Raw genomic sequence first — 23,126 nt, 5'->3', positions numbered from 1 at the left:
ACTACCTCACCTTTCCCAGTCTCGGAAACACATCCGGCGCCGCTGCCAGTGCAGCCCGCGCCTTTGCGCTGTCATCGTTCATCTGAACGATCAACGCGTCTATCCCGTCGAATTTAAGTTCATCCCGGATATAGGCGATGAACGCCACGTCCAGCGTCTGGCCGTAGAGGTCGCCCTTGAAGTCGAACAGAAACACTTCCAGCAGCGGTGCGCCGTTGTCGAAGGTGGGGCGGCGGCCGAATGAGGCGACCCCATCGAAGCGTTCGTTGCCGCGGCCGACGCGCACCGCATAGATGCCGTGACGCAGGCCGCAACTCGCGGGCAGGCGGATATTGGCGGTGGGATAACCGAGATCGCGGCCGAGCTTCTGACCGTGGATCACTTCGCCCGTGATGAACCACGGACCCTGCAGCATCTCGGTGGCTTCGACGATTTGCCCCTCGGCCAGCGCCATGCGGATGGCAGTGGAAGACACCGGCCGTTCGTCGATGTCCACATGCGGCTGGATATCGACCTCGATACCGAGCCGCGGCATTTCGGTGGCGAGCAGGCTGGGCGAGCCGGTGCGGCCCTTGCCGAAATGGAAGTCGTAGCCGACGGCGATGCCGCTGATGCCGAGGCGTTCGATCAGATCGTGGTGAATGAAATCATGCGCCGTGGTGCCGGCGCGGCCCTTGTCGAATGTCATGACCACGGCCCCCGCCAGCCCCGTGCCGGCCAGGAGCCGCAGCTTCGCAGGTTCATCGGACAGCCGGAACTGCGGCGTGTTCGGGCTGAAGAACAGCCGCGGATGCGGCTCGAAGGTGACCGCCAGCGCGCGGGTCTTGTGCAACTCCGCCATGCGGAGTGCTGCACCAATGACGGTGCGATGCCCGAGATGCACACCATCGAAATTACCCATTGCCACCACGCATCCCCTTGGGATGTCGCTGATCGGTGTGGTGTCGCGGATTACGGTAAAGGCAGACGTCATGATTGGATTCGTTGATGGTTTTCAATGATGGCGGACCGTGGCGCGCGCGCGAGACCCAGTCAAGCCGGCGGTAAGGAAAGCGAAAGCCTCTCGCGCTATCGGTATTCCCGTCTAATTTGACGGATTTACCGGCGGCTCCCGGTTAACGGGAAATTTAACCGACGCTGCTAAATCTCAATCCAGATCGGTTTGCCGTTCGGCAAACATCATTTGTTATTACGCGCGTATCGTGCCTGAGGGGGACTGAAGATGGCGGTTGATTTGTCGATGTCGGTGCTGGTGGTGGACGATTACAACACCATGATCCGCATCATTCGCAATCTTCTGAAGCAGCTGGGCTTTGAGCATATCGACGATGCCAGCGACGGCTCCATGGCGCTCGAGAAGATGCGTACCAAGAAGTATGGCCTCGTGATTTCCGACTGGAACATGGAGCCGATGACCGGCTACGACCTGCTCAAAGAAGTCCGCGCCGACCCCAACCTGTCGCAGACACCGTTCATCATGATCACCGCGGAATCGAAGACCGAGAACGTGATCGCCGCCAAGAAGGCTGGCGTGAACAACTACATCGTCAAGCCGTTCAACGCGGCAACGCTGAAGACCAAGATCGAAGCCGTGTTCCCGGACGCTGTGCCGGCGTAAGCCTGATTTCGATCACCGAGTTTCGCGAATGCCCGGCTTTGCGCCGGGCATTTTGCATTTGAGCCGGGACAGTAGTGCTCCCTCCCTCAAGCGGCGAAGCCGCGCAGTGGGGAGGGCCGGGGTGGGGCGCCCCGCGTGACGTCAGAGCGCGGGGATAGACCCCACCCGTCACTCGCCATAACGAAGCTTCGCTTCGTCAGGCTCGTGCCACCCTCCCCACGGCGCGGCTGTGCCGCTTGGGGAGGGAAAAGAGCGCCGGGACGACAACTCACCACTTCAATTCGCGCATCAACGCCTTCGGCGGGTGCCCGAACAGTTCTTTCACTTCGGCCGCATTCATCTGCTCGACGCCGTCAAAGTCCCCGGCGTGAATGCCGCGGGTGACGAACAGCAGGTCGATGCCATAGCCATGCGCGCCGGCGAGATCGGTGCGTACGCTGTCGCCGATCGCCAGCACGCGGCTCAATTCCGTATCCTTGCCGCGCTTCGCCTTGGCCAGCGCCATGGCGCGGTCATAGATCGGCCTGTGCGGCTTGCCGTAGAAAATCACCTCGCCGCCCATCTCGCGATAGAGTTCGGACACGGCACCGGCGCAATAGATCAGTCGGTCGCCGCGTTCGACGATGATGTCCGGATTGGCGCAGACCATGGTGAGCTTCTTCGACAGCGCCTGCTGCATCATGTCGCGGTAGTCTTCCGCAGTCTCGGTTTCGTCGTCGAACAGGCCGCTGCAGACGATGTAATCGCTGTCCATCAGCGGCACCAGTTTCACATCGAGCCCGCGATGGATCGATGAATCGCGATCCGGGCCGATCAGATGCATGGCCTGGCCCGGCCGCTCGGCGACGAAATTGCGGGTGAGGTCGCCGGACGAGACGATGGCGTCATAGCAATCATCGGGCACGTTCAGCTTGCGCAGCTGTCGCTGCACCGAATCCGCCGGGCGCGGTGCATTGGTGATCAGCACCACGGTGCCGCCCTGGGCGCGGAACGTATGCAGCGCGGCGCAGGCATCGGGAAACGACTCGAGGCCGTTATGAACGACGCCCCAGATGTCGCTGAGGACGACATCGACATTCCCGGTGAGGTCGCGCAGACGTTCGGCGAAACGCAGAGTGGTCATGAAAGAAGTGCCGATCAGTTCGGACCGGTGGCGCGGCGGGCCAGCGCAGCGACGCCACCGGCACGCGGCTGTTCGCCACGGGGAACGGCGCCATGAGCCGGACGAGCTGCACCAACGGGTCCCGTTGGAGCCTTGGCGGAAGATGCCGGGGCTGCGTTAGCAGCCGGAGTTTCCGGGCGCAACGGCCGAGGGGCGGCGAACAGGAAGCCCTGGCCGAAGCGGACGTCGAAATCCAGCAGGTCCACGACGGCGCGTTCACCCTCGATGCGCTCGGCAATCAGGTCGATCCCGAAGCGTCCGAGCAGGTCTGACAGGTCGGCAGCGTGGATATCCGACAGCGATGCCTGGTTGGGATCGAGCATCAGCGTGGCCGGGACCTTGATGTAACGGACGGCCCGGTCGGCCAATTCGCGCGGCTCGATCCGAAGGTCCGTGACATGGTCGATGGAGAAGCGATAGCCGCGTTGGGCCAAAGCGGCGAGATGCTCGCTCTCGACCGGGCCGAGGCTGCGGAACGTGCTCTGCTTGAACTCCAGCACGAAGGATGGCGCCAGCGCGCGATTGGCGTCGAGGAAATCGATGAACTGCGCGAAGGCCTGGGGATCCGACAGCGTCGCCTTGGCGACGTTGCAGAATACGCCGACATCCTTGTTGCGCACCATCAAGCGACGCAGCACCTGCATGCTGCGCAGGAGCACGCTGTGGTCGATCTGCTGCATCAACCCGGCGGCTTCGGCGGGACCGATGAAGTCGTCGGCGACGATGATCTGGTCCTTGTCGTCGCGCAGGCGCGAGATCGCTTCGTAGAAACGCACCTTGCGCTGCGGCAGCGTCACCACCGGCTGCAGGTAGATGTCGATGCGGTTGTCGGCGATGGCGCTGCGGATCGTGGCGGCGAATTGCGCGTCGTTCTGTGCCGGCACGATAGGGCTCGCAACGGCGACCGGTGCGACAACCGGTGGTGCGACCGTGTCTTCGGCAATGGTGACCGCAAGCGGCATTTCCGGCATCACGCTGACGGGGCGCACTGGCGGCGCGGGAGGCGCAATGGCGACGTGGGCGGGCGGCGCTGGCGGCGGCGCCATCAGCATGTCTTCGTGATTGGCGACCGAGGTGGCGAGCTGGCGCATCAGCGTCCCCAACTCGCCGATCTCACCCATCACGCCCTGGATGCGCTCCTGATTGTTGGTCTGCGCCGTGTTCATCTTGGCTTCGAGTGCTGCGAGGCGGCGGCCATATTCGGCGACCTGGCGGGCGAGGTCGGTGGTGCCGCGTGACAGATCCGAGATCTGGCCGCTGGCCTCGGCGCGGTCTTTTATGCGCAGCGACACGGCATTGTAGAGAATCATGATGGTGAGTGCCGTGAGGCCGACGATCATCGCCTCATAGCCGCTGATCTTGGCCACGACATAGAGCACCATCCCGAGCGACGCCGCGATCAGCACCATGCAGATGCCGACGAATATCGTGGAGATGCGAATCATGACGCGCGCGACACCCTGAAATCCTAAAATCCTTTGCGGCAGGCGAGCTTACGCCCGTCCGCGAAATACGGTGTCCAGTCTATCATCATTGCTGATTCGGAAATGGGCCTCCGCTGCGATGCCCACCGATGCTTTTTGTGCGCCTTTAGTGGCTCGCCCGCCCGAGCGTGTCGGCCATGGCCGCGCCGCGGGCGCCCATCGGCCGGTTGGGGCCGACCGTCGTGTCCACGGCGGTCTGATGCTCGATCTCTGCATTCAGTTCCGCCCGCACAGGACGATGATCGCGGACATCCACATCCACATCATCAGGCCGATGGCGGCGCCCAGCGAACCATAAGTCGCGTCGTAATTGCCGAAATTGGACAAATACCACGACAGCAGTAGCGAGCCGGCAAGCCAGAGCGCTGCGGCGACGATGGTGCCGATGCCCAGCCATTCCCAGCGCGCGCCAGGGCGGCTTGGTCCGAACCGGTAGAGCAGGCCGAGCGCGAGCATGACCACCAGCAGCACCAGCGGCCAGCGTGCCAGGCTGACGAGCAGCTTGCTGTCCTGCGCCATGCCGATGCGATCCATGGCGAGCGGAAAGGCGACGACGGCGCTCACCATCAGCAGCAGCGCCGCGATACCGCCTGCGGTAAAGGCGAGGGACAGTGCATTGAGCTTGATGAAATTGCGCTTTTCGCGTTCGTCATAGACGACGTTGAGTGCATCGATGACCGCTTTCACGCCTGCATTGGCGCTCCACAAGGCCAGTGCGATGCCGAGCAGGAAAGTGAAGCCGAGGCTCGCCGGCCCTTTGGCCAGCACGCGGGCGATCTGGTCCTGCACGATCTGGTAGGAGCCCGCAGGCAACACCATCGCCAGGGTCTGCAGGTTGTCCGAGATGGTCGAGGCGTCGGCGAACAGGCCGTAGCAGGAGACCAGCGCCGTGATGGCGGGGAACACGGCCAGCAGCCCGTAAAACACGACACCTGCAGCGATGGCCAGCAGGCGATCCTCGTTGATCTGTTCGTAGGTGCGCCACAGGATGTCTTTCCAGCCGGCCTGCGGGATTTGCAGTGGCGTGGTCGAGTCCCGGCCGCGATCTGGCTGGGCATGCTCCGCAGCGGGTTGGGCGGGGCGTCTGGCGATCTGGCTCGCAGGACGCTGGGCTGATGCGGCCAGGCTCTGGACTGCCAGCACGGCTGCCGTGGTGGCCGCGACGAGCCACACGGCTTCGGCGTCGATCCGGCGAAGGCGCATCAGTTCTCTGCTTTGGCCTGCTTGCGCGGCGGGGTGATGTCCTTCGCCAATTGGTGGCGGCGCGTCAGCGCCCAGCCGGCCAGTGTCGCAGCCAGCAGCAGCCCGGCCTTGAGCGGGCCGTTGTCGCTATTCGTCGGAGTGCGTGGGCGGGACGGCGACGTACTCGGCTTGAATTCAGCGGGCTGGGCCGTCCGCTGCGCCGGGATCGACGATTGTCGGGATGGCGTGGCATTGACGGCGACACGCAGCCGGCTGCTGAGCGTCGGAAATTGCCGCGACGGCTTCTTCAGTCGGGCTGCTGCAAGGCCCGCAAATGTTGCGGCCAGCAGCAGCAGCAGGCCGCCTGTGACGCCGAAGGCCGGAAACAGCCCATATTCGATTTCAACCCAGCGGAACAGCGCGGCGGCCCCCACCAGCAGCGTGGCGATCAGGAAGATGCCCGCGGCGGCGTAGAGGCCGGCGGCGGTGGCATAGGAGACGGCGATACTGGTGCCCTGCTCGCTGCGGTCGCGCATATAGGAGGAGGTGGCGCGTTTGACCTGATCGAGCTTGAGCGCCAGGCCGGTACGGGCAAGCGCGCTGACGAGCGGGGACATGGGAAAAGCCTCGTTTCTGGCCCGGCGGATGGCACCGGTATCGAAAAGGAACGAGGACCGGATGGCTTGGTTCCGCGAATGCATGGCAGCCCCAGTGGCGCGCCTCGCTTCTTGCCGGTTCCTGCCCGCGCTGGTACCACGCGCCTATGGCTGACAAACCCAAAAAACCGCAAAAACTCCGCGCGCGCCTGCCGCGCGGTCTCGGCGATCGTGGACCGGCGGATATCGCCGCGACCCGGCGCATGACCGACACCATTCGCGAGGTCTATGAACGCTACGGCTTCGAGCCGGTCGAGACCCCGACCATGGAATTCACCGACGCGCTCGGCAAATTCCTGCCCGATCAGGACCGGCCGAATGAAGGCGTGTTCTCGTTCCAGGACGATGACGAGCAATGGATCTCACTGCGCTACGATCTGACGGCGCCGCTCGCCCGTTATGTCGCCGAGCATTGGGATGCGCTGCCAAAGCCGTATCGCAGCTACCGCGCCGGTTACGTCTATCGCAACGAAAAACCCGGCCCAGGCCGCTTCCGCCAGTTCATGCAGTTCGACGCCGACACGGTGGGCTCCGGTTCGCCGGCGGCAGATGCCGAGATGTGCATGATGGCCGCCGATACGATGGAAGCCCTCGGCATTCCGCGCGGCAGCTATGTGGTCCGCGTGAACAATCGCAAGGTGCTCGACGGCGTGATGGAGAGCATCGGCCTCGGCGGTGACGATCAGGCCGGCCGTCGCCTCACGGTGCTGCGCGCCATCGACAAGATGGACAAGTTTCCGGTCGATGAAATCAAGAAACTGCTCGGCCCCGGTCGCTGGGATGGCGGCGAGGAAGGCAAGGGCGATTTTACAAAAGGCGCCGGTCTCTCGCTCGAGGATGCCGAGACGGTGCTGCGCAGCCTCGATGCGGCAAGCGAAGCGACCGACAAGCTCAACAGCTCCGAAGCCTATAAGCAGGGGCGGGCCGAACTCGATGAGATCGGCAAGCTGATCACAGCAGCGGGTTACGGCGAAGATCGTATCAAGATCGATCCCTCCGTCGTGCGCGGTCTCGAATACTATACCGGCCCCGTCTACGAAGTTGAGCTCACGCTCGAGACCAAGGACGAGAAGGGCCGTCCCGTGCGTTTCGGCTCGGTTGGCGGCGGTGGTCGTTATGATGGCCTCGTGTCGCGCTTCCGCGGCGAGCCGGTGCCGGCCACCGGTTTCTCCATCGGCGTGTCGCGCCTGCAGGCGGCGCTGACGCTTCTCGGCAAGATCGATACGCAGCAGCAGCCCGGCCCCGTGGTCGTCACCGTGTTCGGCGGCGAGATCGCGGACTATCAGGCGATGGTCGCGAAGCTGCGCTCGGCAGGCATTCGTGCCGAGCTCTATCTCGGCAATCCCAAGCATGCGCTCGGCCAGCAGATGAAATATGCCGACAAGCGCAATTCGCCGCTCGCCATCATCCAGGGCTCGGATGAGAAGGCCGGCGGCAAGCTGCTGATCAAGGATCTGATCGCAGGCGCCGGTCTCACCGAGATCAAGGACCGCGAGGAATATCTGAAGAAGCAGGCGGACGCGCAGATCGAGATCGCGGAGAGCGATCTGGTCAGCACGGTCAAGACGCTGCTGGTCAAGCACGGCGTCAGCTGGAGCGCATAACACGTGCGTCTTGCCCGGGCTTGTCCCGGGCATCCACGTCTTGTTTGATGCGCCTGATAGAGAAGACGTAGATGGCCGGGACAAGCCCGGCCATGACGGCGTTTTGGAAGCACCAAGGGAGAGACATCAATGCCTGAGATTACTGTGAGCATGGCCGCCGGCCGCACCGACGAGCAGAAGAAGGGCATGATGCTCGACATCACCCAGGCACTGGTGAAGAATCTCGGCGTCGCCGCCGATGCCGTTGTCATCCAGATCAACGAGGCGCCGCTGCAGAACAAGATGAAGGGCGGCAAGACGTTCGTCGAACGCGCCGCCGAAGCCGCCGCGGCGAAGAAGTAGTTAGACTATTCTTCCCTCTCCCACCCTGCACAGCTTCGCTGTGCTTGGGGGAGGAGGAAGAAGCGCGGCTCCGCTGCGCTCAATAGCATCACCCGAACACTGCGATATTCTGCCGGCTCGCCATGATCGGTGTGCCCTGCCGATTCCACAGCGTCATCGCCTGGCTCGAATAGCCGCCCGCGATCTGTTCGGCGCGATTGTGGATCAGCCACCAGCCATCGTCGGTCGTGATCTCGTCGGTCAGCATGTCGATGGACCACGTCATTGTCGAGATCAGGGATGGTGTTTTCGCCCGCGCGGTCGCAGCCGGAGGCGGGGCGTCGGCCAGCGCGAGCAGGGCCACCAGCGACGGCGTGATGCCGGGCTCGCGATGGCGGAGCCAGAGCGACATCTGCGGGTCGTCACTGCCGCTGAACGGCGGCGAACCGGACACGAAACGCCCTTCCATATGCTGCACGAATCTCAGCACCGGTGGCGCATTGCGGAAGAAGTCAGGGCAGGACTCCGGGTCTTTCAATTCCGGCGTGCCGATGGCGACATAGTTGTAGGCAGACTCTCGCGCGGCGCCGAAACAGAACACTGCGCGCGTCGCGAGGCCCGCTTCGCCGACAAGATCGACATTTGCGAACAAGGTCGACTTGCCCTTGCGCAGCACGGTGGCCGTCAGCTGCAATTGCCCCGTGGCAGGGCCGATAAAAGCGATTTGTGCCGAGCGCAGCGGCGGCACGCTGCCGAATTCATTGAGCGCCGCCTGCATGCACAGTGCCGCGCCCATTCCGCCATAGACGGTGCGGCCCTGCAGCCAATCATCGCTGACGCTGACGGTCCAGCCGTCGCCGGATCTCGTCATGCCGGCCATCAATGCGGTGAATTCTGTCATGCGTCGTTTCCTCAGGCGTTCCTTGTTGGATGATTGCCATCATCTATAGCGGGGAACGTAGGGAGGGGGAATATGGGTGGGCAGCTGCCGCAGACCCAGAAAAGATGGGAGCCCGGGTCAAGCCCGGGCATGACGTGAGGTGCGTGCGGAGCGCCTATCAAGGCGCGCCGATATTCGCGAAACTCCGGACTCTCACTTCGGCTGCATCGCCTTCGTTCTCTGCAGGTCGGTGATGTTCATCTTCATGCCGCCGGGCATCACGACGTCGCCGGGCTTCTGGTCGGCCTTGCAGGCGCTGACCCATTTGGCCTGGATCGTCGTCACCATTTCCGGTGGCAGGTTGCCGCCGCTCGATTTCGCGGTGGTCTTCACCGAATAGGCGGAGTTGAAATCGCCGGTGGCTTCCGCATGGCTCGTCACCGTGGCATCGCCGATCGTGCAGACGCTGTCGCCGATATAGCTGCTACCGGATTTCGTCATCTCCTGCTTGGAGCACTTCATCGCGTCCGACGACATCTTGTTCATCTGTCGATCGACGCTTTCATCGGTGCATTGATGCATCACCATCGGCGGCGTCACGGTTTTCGACACGCCGGTGATCTGCGTGGTCAATTCCCACAGGCCTGCCTTGCGGATCGGCAGCTGAACATTGTCGGCCAGCAATGGCGAGGTGGTGCACAGAAGGGTGAGAGCGATCAGGCTCGCGCGCTGAATCATGGGATACCTCCGATGTCCTGTTATTGTCACGGGTAGGACAGGTCTTACGGCATCCGATTATGTCTTTTGTGTCATCGCGCGATTGTACGTGCGACGCGTCCTGCGCTTCGCGCAGCATGGGTGTTTGCTGACGCTCATCGCGCGTCAGCGAACAGGCAACCCATCATCTGTAGTGTTGCTTGTGCTCAGTAGCGAACGCTGAGCGGGCGCTCGTTGGCGCCATAGGGCACCCAGCGGCAGGCGAACGAGACATAGCCGCCATACTGGTTCTGCGAGCCCAGGAATTTCACGACCTTGCCGTAACGCGCGCAATGGTCGATCGCGAGTGCGCGAATGTCGGTCTGGGCGATCAGCGAGGTGGAGATGATGCCGCCGGTGTCGTTGCCTTTGAACGGGGGCACCCAGTCAGCCCTGGCTGCGCCGCTCACCGCCGCGCTCATGCCCAGTGCCAAAATCGCCAACCGAATCGTCCGCATCGTCGTCTCCTTATTCGTCAGCCGGCACCTTAAAGGGCATCGGCGACGCTGGAAAGAACGCCCGGCGTGCACTGACGGAGTTGTGCGCAGGGTGTTGCCGCGGTGCACTTGACCCCGCAAGGCCTTCGCGGCACGGTCCCGGAACCTCATTCCAGCCGGCGGATTCCCTATGCGCACCATCGTTTCGTTCCTGAAAAAAGCTGCCTTGGTCGCCGTTGCCGGTCTGGCGCTGTTCAGCATGGCGCCGAAAGCGCAGGCCGCCAATCTGCTCGAGCTCAATTTCGGCCTGTTTGGCCCGAATTACGAAGGCAAGGTCGGCTCCTGCGAATCCGCGCTGTGGAAGATCACGTACCAGTTCCAGAACAAGGAAGCGGGCTTCTGGAATTCTGCGCTGCAGGTCGCGGGCTTCAGCCGCGTCCAGGAAACGGCCTTCCGCCCTTGGACCTCGGACAACATTCCGCGCCGTTTCTGCACCGCCGATGCAATGTTCACCGACGGCAAGCAGCGCCAGGTGCATTATTCGGTCATCGAGGACGGCGGTTTCGCCGGCTATGGCGATGGCGTCGAATGGTGCGTGGTCGGCCTCGACCGCGACTGGGCCTATAACCCGAAGTGCCGCGCGGCGAAGTTCTAAGACCACGGTCTCGTAGTTCGGTAGCCTGGATGGAGCGCAGCGAAATCCAGGAACCGATGCTTCGGCACATCTGCCTGTCCCCGGATTGCGCCTTGCTCCATCCGGGCTACTCTTCCTTCATTGTTCTTGAATTGTTCTTGATGCCCGATTAGGCTTGCCTGATCAGGGGTGGGGCACGCCATGTTTCATGCAATTCGGTCGGTCGTTTCGCTCGGCATTTTTCTGCTGGTCGCACTGTCCATCGGCAGCGCCGCGGCGCAGGACCGCCGGCAAAATGCACCCGGCGAATTCGATTTCTATGTCCTGTCGCTGTCGTGGTCGCCGTCGTTCTGCGAGGCCGCGCAGGAGCGTGGCAATTCCTCGCGCAATCAGCAGATGCAGTGCGGCGGCCGCCCCTATGCTTTCGTGGTCCACGGCCTCTGGCCGCAATATGATCGCGGCTTTCCCAATTACTGCGAGCGCCCGGCACCGCGGCTGCCCCGCAATATCATGACCTCGATGCTGGACCTGATGCCGGCGCCGGGCCTGATCTTCAACGAATGGGACAAGCACGGCACCTGTTCGGGCCTCGGCCCGCGCGCTTATTTCGAGACCACGCGCAAGGCGCGCGCCGGCGTGAAGATTCCCGATGAATATATCGATCTTCAGACGGCGAAGACGGTGTCGCCCGAGGCGGTGGAAGATGCTTTCATTAAGGTCAATCCCGGCCTCAGCAGCTCCGCCATCGCCATCACCTGCGAGCGCAATCGCTTGCAGGAGGTGCGGATCTGCATGAGCAAGGATCTTCAGTTCCGCGCCTGCGAGGAAATCGACCGCCGCGCCTGCCGCCGCGACAAGATAGTGATGCCGCCGGTCAGGGGTGGGTAGGCGCGCTCTGTCGTTGCCCGGCCGTGCGCGCAATTGCGCGCTAGGACCGGGCAATCCAGTAAGCGCTGGCAGAAGTGGTTGAGCTGCGCAGCCGGTGTCTACTGGATCCCCCGCTCCGCGCGCGCCTTCGGCGCGCTAGGCGGGGGATGACAAGTTGAGGGTTGGAGCCACTTGGCGTACTCCATCTCCCATGAATTATCGCCACGCCTTCCATGCCGGCAATTTTGCCGATGTCATCAAGCATCTCGTGCTGGTCCGTATCCTGACCCATCTGCACGAGAAGCCGACGCCGTTTCGTGTCATCGACAGCCATGCCGGTGCCGGCCGCTATGATCTCACCGGCGACGAGGCGACGCGCTCGGTCGAATGGAGCACCGGCATCGCCCGTATGATGCAGTCGAGCTTCAGTGATGCCGCCGAGAAGCTGATTGCGCCCTACCTGGACATCGTTCGCGCCTTCAATCCCGATGGTGATCTGGTCGCCTATCCCGGCTCGCCGCTGATTTCCCGCGCGATGATGCGGCCGCAGGATCGCATGGTGTGCTGTGAACTGGAGCCTGTGGCGCGCAAACAGCTGATCTCGGCACTGCGCCATGACGAACAGGCCCGCGTGGTCGATATTGACGGCTGGGTCGGTCTGCCCGCTTACGTGCCGCCGAAGGAGCGTCGCGGCCTGGTGCTGATCGATCCCCCTTCGAGGCGAAGGACGAATTCTCCAGGCTGGCCGCGGGGTTTGCACAGGCCTATGCCAAATGGCCGACCGGCATCTATATGCTGTGGTATCCGGCCAAGAGCCGCCGTCCCACCGATGATCTTTCGCGCAGCGTCGCCGCCACCGCGGCAGCGTCGGCGACGCCAGGAAAATGCCTGCGCCTCGAATTCAGCATTGCCCCGCAAGACCCCGACGGTCCGCTGACTTCCACCGGACTCCTGATCGTCAATCCGCCGTGGAAATTGCAGGACGAGCTACGCCAGATCCTGCCGCAACTGGAAAGGCCGCTCGGTGTCGGCGGCGTGGCGCGCTTCCGGCTCGAAAACGCCAAGGCGTGAGTGCGGACTCAACTACTCAAGCGGCAACTCTCCTGCCACGTTTCCAAAAACGGTAGTCACCTTCATGGAACCGTATTAAGCTGGTTGCGTGACTGGCTTTACGTTCCGCTTCCGCGAATGGTTGCGGCGGAGTGACAAGGCCCAAAAAAGACTATCAAAAGAAACGGCCAAGCATCTGAGGAGTGAATGTCCGGTCGGTCGCGGCGCAAGTGCGCCGGGGCGGAGCATTGCGGGGAGGGAGTTTCCCGATGGGCATGAGTGGTACGGTCAAATTCTTCAATGGCGAACGTGGCTACGGCTTCATCAAGCCGGATGACGGGGGACGAGACGTTTTCGTCCACATCACCGCAGTCGAGCGTGCGGGCTTGAAGGACCTGATCGAGGGACAGCGGATCACATTCGAGGTCGAGCCCGACAAGAAGGGCAAGGGACCGAAGGCGGTCGATCTGGTGATTACCGGGTAGCGCCGCGCGCACAATCCGGACGTCACCGGCAAGAAAAATCCCGACCGCGAGGCGGTCGGGAGTGGGTCGTGCTGGTTTCTTCTCACTTGGAGCTTGGAGAGAAGCGGATCGGCATGAGCCGACCCGCCGCTACCTGTTGGGTTAAACCCGCAAGGCTTAAACTCGTAAGGCTTAAACTCGTAAGACTTAGAAGTGATAGTTCACGCCGATGCGGACGGTGCTGAAGTCCAGGCCGCTGTTCGACGGAATGAGCGAGTAGTTGTTCTTGGACAGATCGACATAGAGATATTCGATCTTTGCGGTCCAGTTCTGATAGATGCCGACTTCGGCGCCGACACCGGCGGTCCAGCCGATCGAGGTGAAGGACTGCTGCAGGTTGCCGAGCTCGGCCTCCAGGCTGCCGAAGGCTAGACCGGCGGTGCCGTAGAGCAGCACATTGTTGACGGCGTAGCCGAGACGGCCGCGCGCGGTGCCGAACCACGGGTTCGAGAACTTGTAATTGGCGAAACGGCCATCGGCGCCCGTCAACTGGATGTCGCCTTCGACACCGTAAACAATGTTGCCGCTCTGCCAGTTGTAGCCGGCGGTCACGCCGCCTGCGATGCCCGATGGCTTGGCCGAGGCGCCGGAGACATTGCCCCACTCATAACCGAGATTGGCACCCAGATACGGGCCGGCCCAGCTATAGCCATTCAGCGGCTGCGCGACCGTATAGGGCGCCGGTCCGCGCGACCGATAGCCCAGATCCGCTGCCTGCGTTGCCGTCACACCCGTCACCAGAACGGCGACTGCCGCGAACGCAAACTTGGTCATCTCAAACTCTCCACAACGCTTTACTGCCGTCCCAAACACCGTCCGATCTCAGTCGGAACGAAGGCTTAGGGTTACGGAATTCCATCATTTATCGAGACGATTTATCGAGAGTTTTAGATTAAGCGGTTCTTAATGCGCGGGATGGGCGCGGTATTGGCGTTAAAAGAGTCTTACTTTTGACGATGCCGGATTTTCCCCGGGCAGGCGGGATATTCGCAGGATCGCCCCAAGCCGGCCGCATGGCTGCCGCACCAAATGTCGTCGCGTGCTGGCAGCGGACGGCCGTAACGCCTAAATTCACCCCATGATTCAAGACCCCGACCATCCCGTTCCGGCGCCGGAAGAGGCGGCCGCCGAGCCAGTTTCCGCGCCGCAGGTGCCTCAACAGGCCCAATCCGGTCTGCAAGCGCCCCCGGATATGGATCTCGATTCAACGGAAGATGACGAGGAAGCCGGGCTGCCGGACGAGGCCGAGGAACCCGTCGAGGATGTTCCCGAAGGCACGCTTGCGGTGGGCCGGGCCGCCATCGAGCAAGCCGTGCGCCTCGCGCCGACCTCGCCCGGGGTCTATCGCATGCTGAATGCGGCCCACGACGTTCTCTATGTCGGCAAGGCCAAGAACGTGAAGAAGCGGCTGTCGTCCTATGCCCGGCCGACCGGGCAGGTGATGCGCATCGCGCGGATGATCGCCGCAACCTCCGTGGTGGAGATCATTTCGACCGCGACGGAGACCGAGGCGCTGCTGCTGGAAGCGAATCTGATCAAGCAGCTGCGTCCGCGCTTCAATGTGCAGCTGCGCGATGACAAGTCGTTCCCCTATATCCTGATGACCGGGGATCACTGGGCGCCGCAGATCGTCAAGCATCGTGGCGCGCAGTCGCGGCCCGGGCGCTATTTTGGTCCGTTCGCATCGGTTGGCGCGGTGAATCGCACGATCACGGCGCTGCAGCGCGCCTTTCTCGTGCGTTCCTGCACGGACTCGTTCTTCGAGAGCCGCACGCGGCCGTGTTTGCTCTATCAAATCCGCCGCTGCTCCGGCCCCTGCACCAATGAGGTCGATTTCCCCGGCTATACCGAACTCGTGCGCGAGGCGACGGATTTCCTCTCCGGCAAAAGCCGCGCGGTGAAGAAGCTGCTCGCCGACGAAATGGAGAAGGCATCGGAAGAGCTCGCTTTTGAAACGGCTGCGCTCTATCGCGACCGTCTTGCTGCACTCTCGGCCATCCAGTCGCAGCAGGGCATCAATCCGCGCACGGTGGAGGAAGCCGATGTGTTCGCCATCCATCAGGAGGGCGGCTATTCCTGCGTCGAAGTGTTCTTCTTCCGCACCGGTCAGAACTGGGGCAACCGCGCCTATTTCCCCAAGGCGGAGAAGTCATTCACGCCGGAAGAGGTGCTGGGCTCGTTCCTGGCGCAGTTCTACGAGGACAAGCCGCCGCCCAAGATGGTGCTGCTGTCGCACAGTATTGAGGAAAGCGATCTGCTTGCGGCTGCGCTTGGCGTGAAGGCCGGTTTCAAGGTCGAGGTGCTGACGCCGCAGCGCGGCGAGAAGAAAGAGCTGGTCAATCATGCGCAAACCAATGCGCGCGAAGCGCTGGGCCGCAAGCTTGCCGACACCGCCACGCAGACCCGCCTGCTCGAAGGCATGGTGACGACGCTGGGCCTGCCGCGCGTGCCGCAACGCATCGAGGTCTATGACAACAGCCACATCCAGGGCACCAACGCCGTCGGTGCGATGATCGTCGCCGGCCCCGATGGCTTCATCAAGAACCAGTATCGCAAGTTCAACATCAAGTCGGAAACGACGACGCCGGGCGACGACTTCGCGATGATGAAAGAGGTGCTGCAGCGCCGTTTCAAGCGCCTGCTCGCGCCGCCGGCCGAAGGCGAGGCCCCGAAACGCAAGGACGAGGACGTGCCGCTATGGCCGGATCTCGTCATCATCGACGGTGGTCGCGGCCAACTCAATGCTGTCCGGGAAATCTTCGAGGAGCTGAAACTGACCGATGTCACATTGATGTCGGTCGCCAAGGGGCCGGAGCGCAATGCCGGCCGCGAGACCCTGTTTTTGCCCGGCCGCGACGCCATCAAGCTGGAGCCGCGTGATCCCGTGCTCTACTTCATTCAGCGGCTGCGCGACGAGGCGCACCGTTTCGTCATCGGCTCGCACCGGACGCTGCGCAAGAAAGACATCCGTGAAGCCGGGCTGCAGGAAATTCCGGGCATCGGGCCGACCCGCAAACGGGCCTTACTCCACCATTTCGGCACGCTGAAGGAGATCGAGCGGGCCTCCCTCGGCGATCTCGGCAAGGTTCCCGGCATTTCGGCGGAGAGCGCGCGCAAGATCTTTGACTTTTTCCATCCCCAGCCGGCCGCACGATGACCGGGGCGTAATGCGGCCGTCGCACGCCCGGGGCATTTTGCGGTAATCTCAGGTCAGGAACTTCAGGGACTGTTGACCTCTGCGTCCCGGCAGTATTGGTAAGACTCATGACAGTGACCACCAAACGTACCGCGAATTCCGCGATGTCCCTGCCCAACATCCTGACCATGGCCCGGATCGCCGCGATCCCCGTGCTGGTCGGCTGCATCTTTTCGCAGTCGATCATGGACGGTCCGCTGTGGCTGCGCTGGGTTGCGTTGGGGGTTTTCATCGGCGCTGCGGTCACCGATTTCTTCGACGGCTATTACGCGCGGATCTGGAATCAGCAGTCGGCCTTCGGCCGCATGCTCGATCCGATCGCCGACAAGCTGCTGGTGGCATCCTGCCTGCTGATGCTGGCAGCCGATGGCATCATCCATGGCTGGACCCTGTGGGCGGCCATCGTGATCCTGTGCCGCGAAATCCTGGTGTCGGGCCTGCGCGAATATCTTGCTGCGCTGCGGGTCAGTGTCCCCGTGTCGCGCATTGCCAAGTGGAAGACCACCATCCAGCTGATCGCCATCGGCTTTCTGCTGGCTGGTGAAGCCGGCGATCAGGTGCTTCCGTTCACGACGCAGATCGGCCTCGCGCTGCTATGGATTTCCGCGATCGTCACCATCTATACCGGGTATGATTATTTCCGCTCCGGCATCCATCACCTGATCGAGGAGGATGCATGAAGGTCCTCTATTTCGCATGGGTGCGCGAGCGCATCGGCAAGGCCGAGGAAGTCATCGACCCGCCTTCTGCCGTTCAAACGGTTGGAGACTTGATTGGCTGGTTGACGACGCGGGGCGAGGAATACGCCCACGCGTTCGAAACCCCCAAAGTGATCCGCACGGCGATCGATCAGATGCATGTGCGGCCGGATGCTGCCATTGCCGGCGCCCGCGAGATCGCATTCTTCCCGCCCATGACCGGCGGCTGACACCCATCCCGGTTGATCGACCATGACCAGTAATGTGACTGTCCGCATCCAGGAGTCCGATTTCGACATTGCGGGCGAGATCTCCGCGCTGACCGCAAGCCGCACCGATATCGGCGCGGTCGTCACCTTCAGCGGCATCTGCCGCGGCGGCGAGGGCAGCGATGCGACGACGGCGCTGACGCTCGAACACTATCCGGGCATGGCCGAGGCCGAGATCGGTCGCCATGCCGAAGAGGCCATGACGCGCTGGCCGCTGACGGGGGTCACAGTCGTCCACCGCACCGGCCGCATCCTGCCGGGCGACAATATCATGGTGGTGCTGACCGCATCGGCGCATCGCCAGGCAGCGTTTCAGGCCGCCGAATTCCTGATGGACTACCTCAAGGCGCATGCTCCGTTCTGGAAGCGCGAGGAAACCGCCGGTGGCACCGACTGGGTCGCTGCAAAAACCGACGATGACGACGCTGCGGCGCGCTGGGACAAGTGATGGCAAAGAAGACTGTGAAGACGGCCGCGAAGAAGGCGGCCAAGACGCCTGCAAAGAAGACGACGGCAACCAAGTCGAAGACGTCAGCCAAAGCGAAGGCCTCGGTGAAGAAGCTTGCCGCGGCGACGTTGCCGAAGGTCAGCGCGGGCGAATTGGTCACGCTGCTGGATTACGTGCGCTATGCCACCAGCCGCTTCATCGAGGCAAAGCTGGCTTTCGCGCATGGCACCACCGATCCGGTGTCGGAAGCGGCATTCATCGTCTGTGAACTGCTGCATCTGCATCCCGATCAGTTCGAGAGCTTTGCCATGGCGCGGGTGACCGCTGCCGAGGGCAGGAAGATCCTCGACGTCATCCATCGCCGCGTCACCACGCGGAAGCCCGCGGCCTATCTGGTCAACAAGATCTATATGCGCGGCCTGCCTTTCTATGTGGACGAGCGCACCATCGTGCCGCGCTCCTTCATCGGTGAATTGCTCGATACGCATTTTGCCGGCGATGACGGCGAGGGCGCGTCGCTCATCGACGATCCCATGGACGTCGAGAGCGTGCTCGATCTCTGCACGGGCTCGGGCTGCATCGCGATCCTGGCCGCGCAGTCATTCCCCAATGCGCAGGTCGATGCCGTCGATCTGTCGCCCGCGGCGCTCGCCGTCGCGATGCGCAATGTCATCGACTATGGCCTCGACGAACGGCTGACGCTTTACAAGGGCGACCTGTTCGCGCCGCTCGGCGACACCACCTATGACCTGATCATCACCAACCCGCCTTATGTGGATGCACAGGGCATGGCCGATCTGCCGGATGAATGTCTGGCCGAACCGAGCATGGCTTTCGACGGCGGCATCGACGGTCTCGACATCGTTCGCAAGATCATCGATCAGGCAGGCGCGCATCTCAATCCGCATGGCGGGCTGCTATGCGAGGTCGGCCGCGGCCGCGCCAATGTCGATGAAGCGTTTCCCGACCTGCCGCTGATCTGGCTGGATACGGAAGATTCTGAGGGCGAGGTATTCTGGGTCTCGGCAGCTGCGCTGCAGGGACGCGGAGGGATCTGACCGCCGTTTTTGTAGCCCGGATGGAGCGCAGCGCAATCCGGGGACCGGCGGATATGTCGGTACTCTGAATCCCGGATTACGCTGCGCTCCATCCGGGCTACGGTTGCGGCGGGTGTCGCAGCATCGATGTAAACATGACGACGAAAAATTCCTCGCTCGCCGAACTCCGCGCCACGCTCGCGCTCGGCTGGCCGCTGGTGCTCACCAATCTCGCGCAGATCGCGCTCACCACCACCGACGTCATCGTGCTCGGCCGTGTCAGCGCGGAGGCACTGGCGGCATCCGCGCTGGGCGTGAATGTCTATTTCGCGATTCTGATTTTCGCGATCGGCATCGTCACCGCGACGTCGCCGATGATGGCGGAAGCGATCGGACGGAAGCTTCATATGGTGCGGGATGTCCGCCGCACGTTTCGGCAGGGTTTGTGGACGGCCGTCATCGTCTCGATCCCGGCCTGGATCGTACTATGGCACACCGAGGACATCCTGCTGCTGTTCGGCCAGCAGGCGCAGGCGGCGGCCGATGCACAGACATTCATGCGGATGCTGCAGTGGGGCTTTCTCCCGGCGCTTGGCTTCATCGTGCTGCGCTCGTTTGTGGCTGCCGTCCAGCGGCCGCTCTGGGCGCTGGTGGTGACGGCGGTCGCCATCCTGTTCAATGCAGCGGCGAACTGGGTGCTGGTGTTCGGCCATCTCGGCTTTCCCGCCATGGGATTGGCCGGGTCGGGGCTCGCAACTGCGCTGTCGAACACGTTCCTGTTCATCATCTTCGTCGCCGTGGTGCTCTGGCATCCAAAGTTTCGGCGCTTTCAGCTGTTCGGTAATTTCTGGCGTGCGGACTGGCCGCGCTTCTTCAAGGTCTGGCAGATCGGCCTGCCCATCGGCGCCACGCTGGCCTTCGAGATCACCGTGTTCAATGCCGCGGTGTTTCTGATGGGGCAGTTCGGCACCGCCGCGATTGCCGCACATGCGATCGCGATCCAGATCGCATCGATCTCCTTCATGGTGCCGATGGGATTGAGTCAGGCCGCGACGGTGCGCGTCGGTCTTGCCAAAGGCGCGTCTGATCGAGACGGCATCACGCGCGCGGGCTGGACGGCCTTCGTGCTGGCGGTCGGCTTCATGGCGTCGATGAGCGTGTTGTTGCTGGCGGCGCCACGGCTGCTGATCGGTGCCTTCATCGATCTCGGCAATCCCGCCAATGCCGTGGTGATCGATACGGCGATGTCGTTCCTGTTCTGCGCGGCGGTGTTCCAGATCGCCGATGGCGCGCAGTCGGTGGGCGCGGGCATGCTGCGCGGATTGCAGGATACGCGCGTGCCGATGATCATCGCCGGTGTGGGGTATTGGGGCTTTGGCATGGGGCTGAGCCTGCTGTTCGCGTTCAAGCTCGGCTTCGGGGGCGTGGGAATCTGGATCGGGCTGGCCGCAGGCCTCGCGGTGGTCGCGCCGGTGATGCTGTGGCGCTGGACGCAAAGGGAGCGGCTGGGGCTGGTGCCGGGTTACACGCCGGTGCCGCGTTGATCGCGTAGCCCGGATGGAGCGAAGCGCAATCCGGGGACCGGCGTTTCAACCGGTTCTATAGTTCCTGGATTACGCTGCGCTCCATCCAGGCTACGAAAAAGCCGCGGTCGGGAGACCGCGGCTTTTGTCGTCGAGACGTTTGTGTTTCTCAAAACACCTTGCGGATCCAGTTCTGCGGATCTGGTGCGCGGCCGTACTGGATATCCACGAGCTGCTTGCGCAGGCCCATGGCGACCTTGCCGGCTTCGCCGCCATTGATCAGGAACTCACCCGAGGTAGTGCGGACCTTGCCGATCGGCGAGATGACCGCGGCGGTGCCGCAGGCGAAGGCTTCCTTCAGCTTGCCGCTGGCGGCATCCGCGCGCCACTGATCCAGCGAGTACAGTTCTTCGCGCACGGTCACGCCGGCAGACTTGGCGAGCGCGATGATGGAATCGCGGGTGATGCCGGGCAGGATCGTGCCGAGCGGCGGCGTCGAGAGCGAGCCGTCCTCGAACACGAAGAACACGTTCATGCCGCCGAGTTCTTCGATGTATTTGCGCTCGACCGCATCCAGGAACACGACCTGATCGCAGCCGTGATCCATCGCCTCGGCCTGGGCGCGCAGGCTGGCGGCGTAGTTGCCGCCGCACTTCACGGCGCCGGTGCCGCCGACGGCTGCGCGGGTGTAGTTCTCCGATGCGTAGATCGAGACCGGAGCCGGGCCGCCCTTGAAGTAAGAGCCGACCGGCGACGCGATGACGCCGAAAATGTATTCCGACGACGGCTTCACGCCCAAGAACGTCTCGTTGGCGATCATGAACGGGCGCAGATAGAGGCTGCCTTCACCACCCGGGATCCAGGCGCGGTCGATGCGGACGAGCTGCTCGACGGCTTCGATGAAGACCGGCTCGGGCAGCGGCGCCATCGCCATGCGCGTGGCCGAATTCCAGAACCGCTTGGCGTTCGCATCGGGGCGGAACAGGTTCACGCCGCCATCCTCGCGGACATAGGCCTTCAGGCCCTCGAAGATTTCCTGTGCGTAGTGCAGGACGGCCGCCGCGGGATCGAGCTGGAAGTTCGAACGCGCCTCGATGCGCGCGCTGTGCCAGCCCTTGTCCTGGCTGTAGCGCACGGTGGCCATGTGGTCGGTAAATACACGACCGAAGCCGGGGTCCTTGAGCTTTGCCACGCGCTCCGCCTCGGGAACGGCGTGGTGGCTGTGGTGGATATCGAAATCCAGCCAGATTGCGCCATCGACCTTGTCGAATGAAACGCCCATGGACCTTACTCCTGCTTGGCACCCGCCGTGCGTCGGCGACGGCGTCTGCTGTTCTACGTCGTGTCCGGACCGGCCGCAAAAGCTGTTTTTCCTGCGCGACGGCTTACCCACGGGTGGGCTATGGCCGCCTGCCGAAGTCCGGTATGGTTCTCAAATCGGACCTAATCGGTCCACCCGGCCAAAGTTATAAAATTTCGTCGGGATGGCCAAGTTTGTAAGATTGAACCCAAGATATGTCAATATGGCTGACGTAAATTTCAAGCCGGCCGTTTCACGTGCGGTTGAAGGGCAGGCGGCAGCCGCCCCCGCGCCGCTGCGCTGGGACATTATCGAGCTGCTGTTCTTCGCCTATCGCGATTTCGTTGGCGATCCCGATCATGTGCTGGACCAGTTCGGCTTCGGCCGCGCGCATCACCGCGTGGTGCATTTCGTGCACCGCTATCCCGGACTGAAAGTCGCCGATCTCCTCGACGTGCTGCGCATCACGAAGCAGTCGCTGGGGCGGGTGCTGAAGCAATTGCTGGACGAAGGCTATATCGTGCAGAAATCCGGCGAGGTGGATCGCCGCCAACGGCTTCTTTTCGCCACCGCCAAGGGCGAAGCTCTGGTGGCGCAGATGGCCGGATTGCAGACCACACGCATCGAGCATGCGTTGAAGGATTTTTCGCCGAGTGACGTCGCTGCGATCAAGCGCTTTCTCGGCGGCATGATCGATCGTGATGATCCGGACAAGGTGCTGCAGGTGATCCTCGGCACGGATAACGGGACCGACAAATGATACTTGCCCAGGCCGCCAAGAAGATGCCGGTGCAGCCGGCCGACGATGCGCCGCATCTCTTGCTGGTGGATGACGATCGCCGCATCCGCGATCTGCTCTCGCGCTTCCTCGCCAGCGAGGGCTATCGCGTGACGACCGCACCGAGCGCGAAGGAAGCGCGGGCAAAGCTGCTCGGGCTGCATTTCGATCTGCTCATTCTCGATGTGATGATGCCCGGCGAGACCGGCTTCGATCTTGCGCGCTTCATCCGCACCTCCTCGCATGTGCCGATCGTGATGCTGACCGCGCGCACGGAGTCGAATGACCGCATCGAAGGCCTGCAGATCGGTGCCGACGACTATGTGTCAAAGCCGTTCGAGCCGCGTGAGCTCGCCCTGCGCATCGCCAACATCCTCAAGCGCGCCGCGCCTGCGCAGGTGGAGAAGGTCGAGCAGCTGCAGTTCGGGCCGTATGTCTATCATCTCGCCCGTGGCGAGCTGCGACAGGGCGACGAGATCATCCATCTCACCGACCGCGAGCGCGACATGCTCCGCATTCTCGCCGAGACGCCGGGCGATACAGTGCCGCGCGGTGCGTTGACCGGCGACGGCACGGTGAACGAACGGGCCGTGGACGTGCAGATCAACCGCCTGCGTCGCAAGATCGAGGTCGATCCGGCCAATCCGCTATTCCTGCAGGCCGTACGCGGTATTGGTTATCGCCTTGTGGCGTCACCATAGG

The 23,126-nt window shown here is 63.0% G+C and carries 23 protein-coding genes and 2 pseudogenes; 15 read left to right on the top strand and 10 right to left on the bottom strand.

All coding sequences use genetic code 11. The annotated features are described in order from the left end of the window. Position 1: 1 nt before the first annotated feature. On the bottom strand, positions 2-973 hold the full coding sequence (locus RPMA_RS22515; protein WP_211909872.1) for a bifunctional riboflavin kinase/FAD synthetase: 972 nt from the start codon (positions 971-973) through the stop codon (positions 2-4). A gap of 249 nt (positions 974-1,222) precedes the next feature. Between RPMA_RS22515 and RPMA_RS22510 the strand changes: the two genes are divergently transcribed. Further along, positions 1,223-1,618 carry a response regulator gene (locus RPMA_RS22510; RefSeq protein ID WP_211909871.1) on the top strand — a complete coding sequence of 132 codons (396 nt, stop codon included), beginning with the start codon at positions 1,223-1,225 and terminating at the stop codon, positions 1,616-1,618. 268 nt (positions 1,619-1,886) lie between these two features. Here RPMA_RS22510 and RPMA_RS22505 read toward each other — a convergent pair whose 3' ends face one another. From RPMA_RS22505 to RPMA_RS22490, 4 genes are all read right to left on the bottom strand, one after another. After that, on the bottom strand, positions 1,887-2,741 hold the full coding sequence (locus RPMA_RS22505; RefSeq protein WP_211909870.1) for a TIGR01459 family HAD-type hydrolase: 855 nt from the start codon (positions 2,739-2,741) through the stop codon (positions 1,887-1,889). 14 nt (positions 2,742-2,755) lie between these two features. Next, a complete protein-coding gene (locus RPMA_RS22500; protein ID WP_211909869.1) occupies positions 2,756-4,225 on the bottom strand; it encodes an EAL domain-containing protein in 1,470 nt (489 codons plus the stop codon). Between the two features lie 255 nt (positions 4,226-4,480). After that, positions 4,481-5,467: a YihY/virulence factor BrkB family protein gene (locus RPMA_RS22495; protein WP_328516531.1), complete on the bottom strand. Its 987-nt coding sequence runs from the start codon at positions 5,465-5,467 to the stop codon at positions 4,481-4,483. Beyond that, on the bottom strand, positions 5,467-6,063 hold the full coding sequence (locus tag RPMA_RS22490) for a phage holin family protein (RefSeq protein WP_211909868.1): 597 nt from the start codon (positions 6,061-6,063) through the stop codon (positions 5,467-5,469). The genes RPMA_RS22495 and RPMA_RS22490 overlap by 1 nt, the downstream gene beginning before the upstream one ends. Positions 6,064-6,209: 146 nt before the next feature. On the opposite strand from RPMA_RS22490, the gene hisS reads away from it, so the two are divergent. Further along, complete coding sequence (hisS, locus tag RPMA_RS22485; RefSeq protein ID WP_211909867.1) at positions 6,210-7,706, top strand: histidine--tRNA ligase; 1,497 nt, start codon at positions 6,210-6,212, stop codon at positions 7,704-7,706. A gap of 129 nt (positions 7,707-7,835) precedes the next feature. Beyond that, positions 7,836-8,048, top strand: coding sequence for a tautomerase family protein (locus RPMA_RS22480; RefSeq protein ID WP_211909866.1), 213 nt, complete (start codon positions 7,836-7,838; stop codon positions 8,046-8,048). An 88-nt stretch (positions 8,049-8,136) separates the two neighbouring features. Here RPMA_RS22480 and RPMA_RS22475 read toward each other — a convergent pair whose 3' ends face one another. From RPMA_RS22475 to RPMA_RS22465, 3 genes are all read right to left on the bottom strand, one after another. After that, positions 8,137-8,928 carry a thioesterase family protein gene (locus RPMA_RS22475; RefSeq protein WP_211909865.1) on the bottom strand — a complete coding sequence of 264 codons (792 nt, stop codon included), beginning with the start codon at positions 8,926-8,928 and terminating at the stop codon, positions 8,137-8,139. Positions 8,929-9,120: 192 nt separating this feature from the next. Further along, the gene (locus tag RPMA_RS22470; RefSeq protein WP_211909864.1) at positions 9,121-9,645 is read right to left on the bottom strand and encodes a DUF3617 domain-containing protein; all 525 of its coding nucleotides are present in this window, start codon (positions 9,643-9,645) and stop codon (positions 9,121-9,123) included. A gap of 185 nt (positions 9,646-9,830) precedes the next feature. Next, positions 9,831-10,121 (bottom strand): hypothetical protein, encoded by a 291-nt coding sequence (locus tag RPMA_RS22465; protein WP_211909863.1) that lies wholly within the window; start codon positions 10,119-10,121, stop codon positions 9,831-9,833. 169 nt (positions 10,122-10,290) lie between these two features. Between RPMA_RS22465 and RPMA_RS22460 the strand changes: the two genes are divergently transcribed. From RPMA_RS22460 to RPMA_RS22445, 4 genes and pseudogenes are all read left to right on the top strand, one after another. Next, positions 10,291-10,755 (top strand): hypothetical protein, encoded by a 465-nt coding sequence (locus tag RPMA_RS22460; protein WP_211909862.1) that lies wholly within the window; start codon positions 10,291-10,293, stop codon positions 10,753-10,755. Positions 10,756-10,935: 180 nt separating this feature from the next. Further along, positions 10,936-11,622 carry a ribonuclease T2 family protein gene (locus RPMA_RS22455; protein WP_211909861.1) on the top strand — a complete coding sequence of 229 codons (687 nt, stop codon included), beginning with the start codon at positions 10,936-10,938 and terminating at the stop codon, positions 11,620-11,622. A 190-nt stretch (positions 11,623-11,812) separates the two neighbouring features. Continuing rightward, positions 11,813-12,672 (top strand): annotated as a pseudogene (locus RPMA_RS22450) (23S rRNA (adenine(2030)-N(6))-methyltransferase RlmJ). 248 nt (positions 12,673-12,920) lie between these two features. Beyond that, positions 12,921-13,136 (top strand): cold-shock protein, encoded by a 216-nt coding sequence (locus RPMA_RS22445; protein WP_116663852.1) that lies wholly within the window; start codon positions 12,921-12,923, stop codon positions 13,134-13,136. A 186-nt stretch (positions 13,137-13,322) separates the two neighbouring features. Here the strand turns inward: RPMA_RS22445 and RPMA_RS22440 are convergent, their stop codons facing one another. After that, positions 13,323-13,949: an outer membrane protein gene (locus RPMA_RS22440; RefSeq protein ID WP_211909860.1), complete on the bottom strand. Its 627-nt coding sequence runs from the start codon at positions 13,947-13,949 to the stop codon at positions 13,323-13,325. A 436-nt stretch (positions 13,950-14,385) separates the two neighbouring features. Between RPMA_RS22440 and uvrC the strand changes: the two are divergent. From uvrC to RPMA_RS22410, 6 genes and pseudogenes are all read left to right on the top strand, one after another. After that, a pseudogene (gene uvrC, locus RPMA_RS22435) lies at positions 14,386-16,332 on the top strand (excinuclease ABC subunit UvrC); the annotation flags it as partial. 107 nt (positions 16,333-16,439) lie between these two features. Then, entirely contained in the window at positions 16,440-17,051 is a 612-nt protein-coding gene (pgsA, locus tag RPMA_RS22430; RefSeq protein ID WP_211909858.1) for a CDP-diacylglycerol--glycerol-3-phosphate 3-phosphatidyltransferase, read from the top strand. Further along, positions 17,048-17,299: a molybdopterin converting factor subunit 1 gene (gene moaD / locus RPMA_RS22425; protein WP_211909857.1), complete on the top strand. Its 252-nt coding sequence runs from the start codon at positions 17,048-17,050 to the stop codon at positions 17,297-17,299. The genes pgsA and moaD overlap by 4 nt, the downstream gene beginning before the upstream one ends. Before the next feature lie 22 nt (positions 17,300-17,321). Next, a complete protein-coding gene (locus RPMA_RS22420; RefSeq protein ID WP_211909856.1) occupies positions 17,322-17,786 on the top strand; it encodes a molybdenum cofactor biosynthesis protein MoaE in 465 nt (154 codons plus the stop codon). Further along, positions 17,786-18,844 carry a 50S ribosomal protein L3 N(5)-glutamine methyltransferase gene (gene prmB / locus RPMA_RS22415; RefSeq protein ID WP_211909855.1) on the top strand — a complete coding sequence of 353 codons (1,059 nt, stop codon included), beginning with the start codon at positions 17,786-17,788 and terminating at the stop codon, positions 18,842-18,844. Before RPMA_RS22420 ends, prmB begins: the two co-directional genes overlap by 1 nt. A gap of 134 nt (positions 18,845-18,978) precedes the next feature. Beyond that, positions 18,979-20,367, top strand: coding sequence for an MATE family efflux transporter (locus RPMA_RS22410; protein WP_211909854.1), 1,389 nt, complete (start codon positions 18,979-18,981; stop codon positions 20,365-20,367). Positions 20,368-20,515: 148 nt separating this feature from the next. Here RPMA_RS22410 and RPMA_RS22405 read toward each other — a convergent pair whose 3' ends face one another. After that, a complete protein-coding gene (locus RPMA_RS22405; protein ID WP_211909853.1) occupies positions 20,516-21,628 on the bottom strand; it encodes a branched-chain amino acid aminotransferase in 1,113 nt (370 codons plus the stop codon). A gap of 241 nt (positions 21,629-21,869) precedes the next feature. On the opposite strand from RPMA_RS22405, the gene RPMA_RS22400 reads away from it, so the two are divergent. Further along, the gene (locus tag RPMA_RS22400) at positions 21,870-22,406 is read left to right on the top strand and encodes a MarR family winged helix-turn-helix transcriptional regulator (protein ID WP_211909852.1); all 537 of its coding nucleotides are present in this window, start codon (positions 21,870-21,872) and stop codon (positions 22,404-22,406) included. After that, the gene (locus tag RPMA_RS22395; protein ID WP_211909851.1) at positions 22,403-23,125 is read left to right on the top strand and encodes a response regulator; all 723 of its coding nucleotides are present in this window, start codon (positions 22,403-22,405) and stop codon (positions 23,123-23,125) included. Before RPMA_RS22400 ends, RPMA_RS22395 begins: the two co-directional genes overlap by 4 nt. Position 23,126: the final 1 nt, after the last annotated feature.

The organism is Tardiphaga alba (assembly GCF_018279705.1).
GTDB lineage: Bacteria > Pseudomonadota > Alphaproteobacteria > Rhizobiales > Xanthobacteraceae > Tardiphaga > Tardiphaga alba.
This window is presented reverse-complemented; position numbering and strand designations above follow the sequence as displayed.

What these genes read in the sequence shown, in the direction of transcription:
- RPMA_RS22515 (WP_211909872.1), bottom strand. Translation starts at nt 973, where the DNA reads ATGACGTCTGCCTTTACCGTAATCCGCGACACCACACCGATCAGCGAC.
- RPMA_RS22510 (WP_211909871.1), top strand. Translation starts at nt 1,223, where the DNA reads ATGGCGGTTGATTTGTCGATGTCGGTGCTGGTGGTGGACGATTACAAC.
- RPMA_RS22505 (WP_211909870.1), bottom strand. Translation starts at nt 2,741, where the DNA reads ATGACCACTCTGCGTTTCGCCGAACGTCTGCGCGACCTCACCGGGAAT.
- RPMA_RS22500 (WP_211909869.1), bottom strand. Translation starts at nt 4,225, where the DNA reads ATGATTCGCATCTCCACGATATTCGTCGGCATCTGCATGGTGCTGATC.
- RPMA_RS22495 (WP_328516531.1), bottom strand. Translation starts at nt 5,467, where the DNA reads ATGCGCCTTCGCCGGATCGACGCCGAAGCCGTGTGGCTCGTCGCGGCC.
- RPMA_RS22490 (WP_211909868.1), bottom strand. Translation starts at nt 6,063, where the DNA reads ATGTCCCCGCTCGTCAGCGCGCTTGCCCGTACCGGCCTGGCGCTCAAG.
- hisS (WP_211909867.1), top strand. Translation starts at nt 6,210, where the DNA reads ATGGCTGACAAACCCAAAAAACCGCAAAAACTCCGCGCGCGCCTGCCG.
- RPMA_RS22480 (WP_211909866.1), top strand. Translation starts at nt 7,836, where the DNA reads ATGCCTGAGATTACTGTGAGCATGGCCGCCGGCCGCACCGACGAGCAG.
- RPMA_RS22475 (WP_211909865.1), bottom strand. Translation starts at nt 8,928, where the DNA reads ATGACAGAATTCACCGCATTGATGGCCGGCATGACGAGATCCGGCGAC.
- RPMA_RS22470 (WP_211909864.1), bottom strand. Translation starts at nt 9,645, where the DNA reads ATGATTCAGCGCGCGAGCCTGATCGCTCTCACCCTTCTGTGCACCACC.
- RPMA_RS22465 (WP_211909863.1), bottom strand. Translation starts at nt 10,121, where the DNA reads ATGCGGACGATTCGGTTGGCGATTTTGGCACTGGGCATGAGCGCGGCG.
- RPMA_RS22460 (WP_211909862.1), top strand. Translation starts at nt 10,291, where the DNA reads ATGCGCACCATCGTTTCGTTCCTGAAAAAAGCTGCCTTGGTCGCCGTT.
- RPMA_RS22455 (WP_211909861.1), top strand. Translation starts at nt 10,936, where the DNA reads ATGTTTCATGCAATTCGGTCGGTCGTTTCGCTCGGCATTTTTCTGCTG.
- RPMA_RS22445 (WP_116663852.1), top strand. Translation starts at nt 12,921, where the DNA reads ATGGGCATGAGTGGTACGGTCAAATTCTTCAATGGCGAACGTGGCTAC.
- RPMA_RS22440 (WP_211909860.1), bottom strand. Translation starts at nt 13,949, where the DNA reads ATGACCAAGTTTGCGTTCGCGGCAGTCGCCGTTCTGGTGACGGGTGTG.
- pgsA (WP_211909858.1), top strand. Translation starts at nt 16,440, where the DNA reads ATGACAGTGACCACCAAACGTACCGCGAATTCCGCGATGTCCCTGCCC.
- moaD (WP_211909857.1), top strand. Translation starts at nt 17,048, where the DNA reads ATGAAGGTCCTCTATTTCGCATGGGTGCGCGAGCGCATCGGCAAGGCC.
- RPMA_RS22420 (WP_211909856.1), top strand. Translation starts at nt 17,322, where the DNA reads ATGACCAGTAATGTGACTGTCCGCATCCAGGAGTCCGATTTCGACATT.
- prmB (WP_211909855.1), top strand. Translation starts at nt 17,786, where the DNA reads ATGGCAAAGAAGACTGTGAAGACGGCCGCGAAGAAGGCGGCCAAGACG.
- RPMA_RS22410 (WP_211909854.1), top strand. Translation starts at nt 18,979, where the DNA reads ATGACGACGAAAAATTCCTCGCTCGCCGAACTCCGCGCCACGCTCGCG.
- RPMA_RS22405 (WP_211909853.1), bottom strand. Translation starts at nt 21,628, where the DNA reads ATGGGCGTTTCATTCGACAAGGTCGATGGCGCAATCTGGCTGGATTTC.
- RPMA_RS22400 (WP_211909852.1), top strand. Translation starts at nt 21,870, where the DNA reads ATGGCTGACGTAAATTTCAAGCCGGCCGTTTCACGTGCGGTTGAAGGG.
- RPMA_RS22395 (WP_211909851.1), top strand. Translation starts at nt 22,403, where the DNA reads ATGATACTTGCCCAGGCCGCCAAGAAGATGCCGGTGCAGCCGGCCGAC.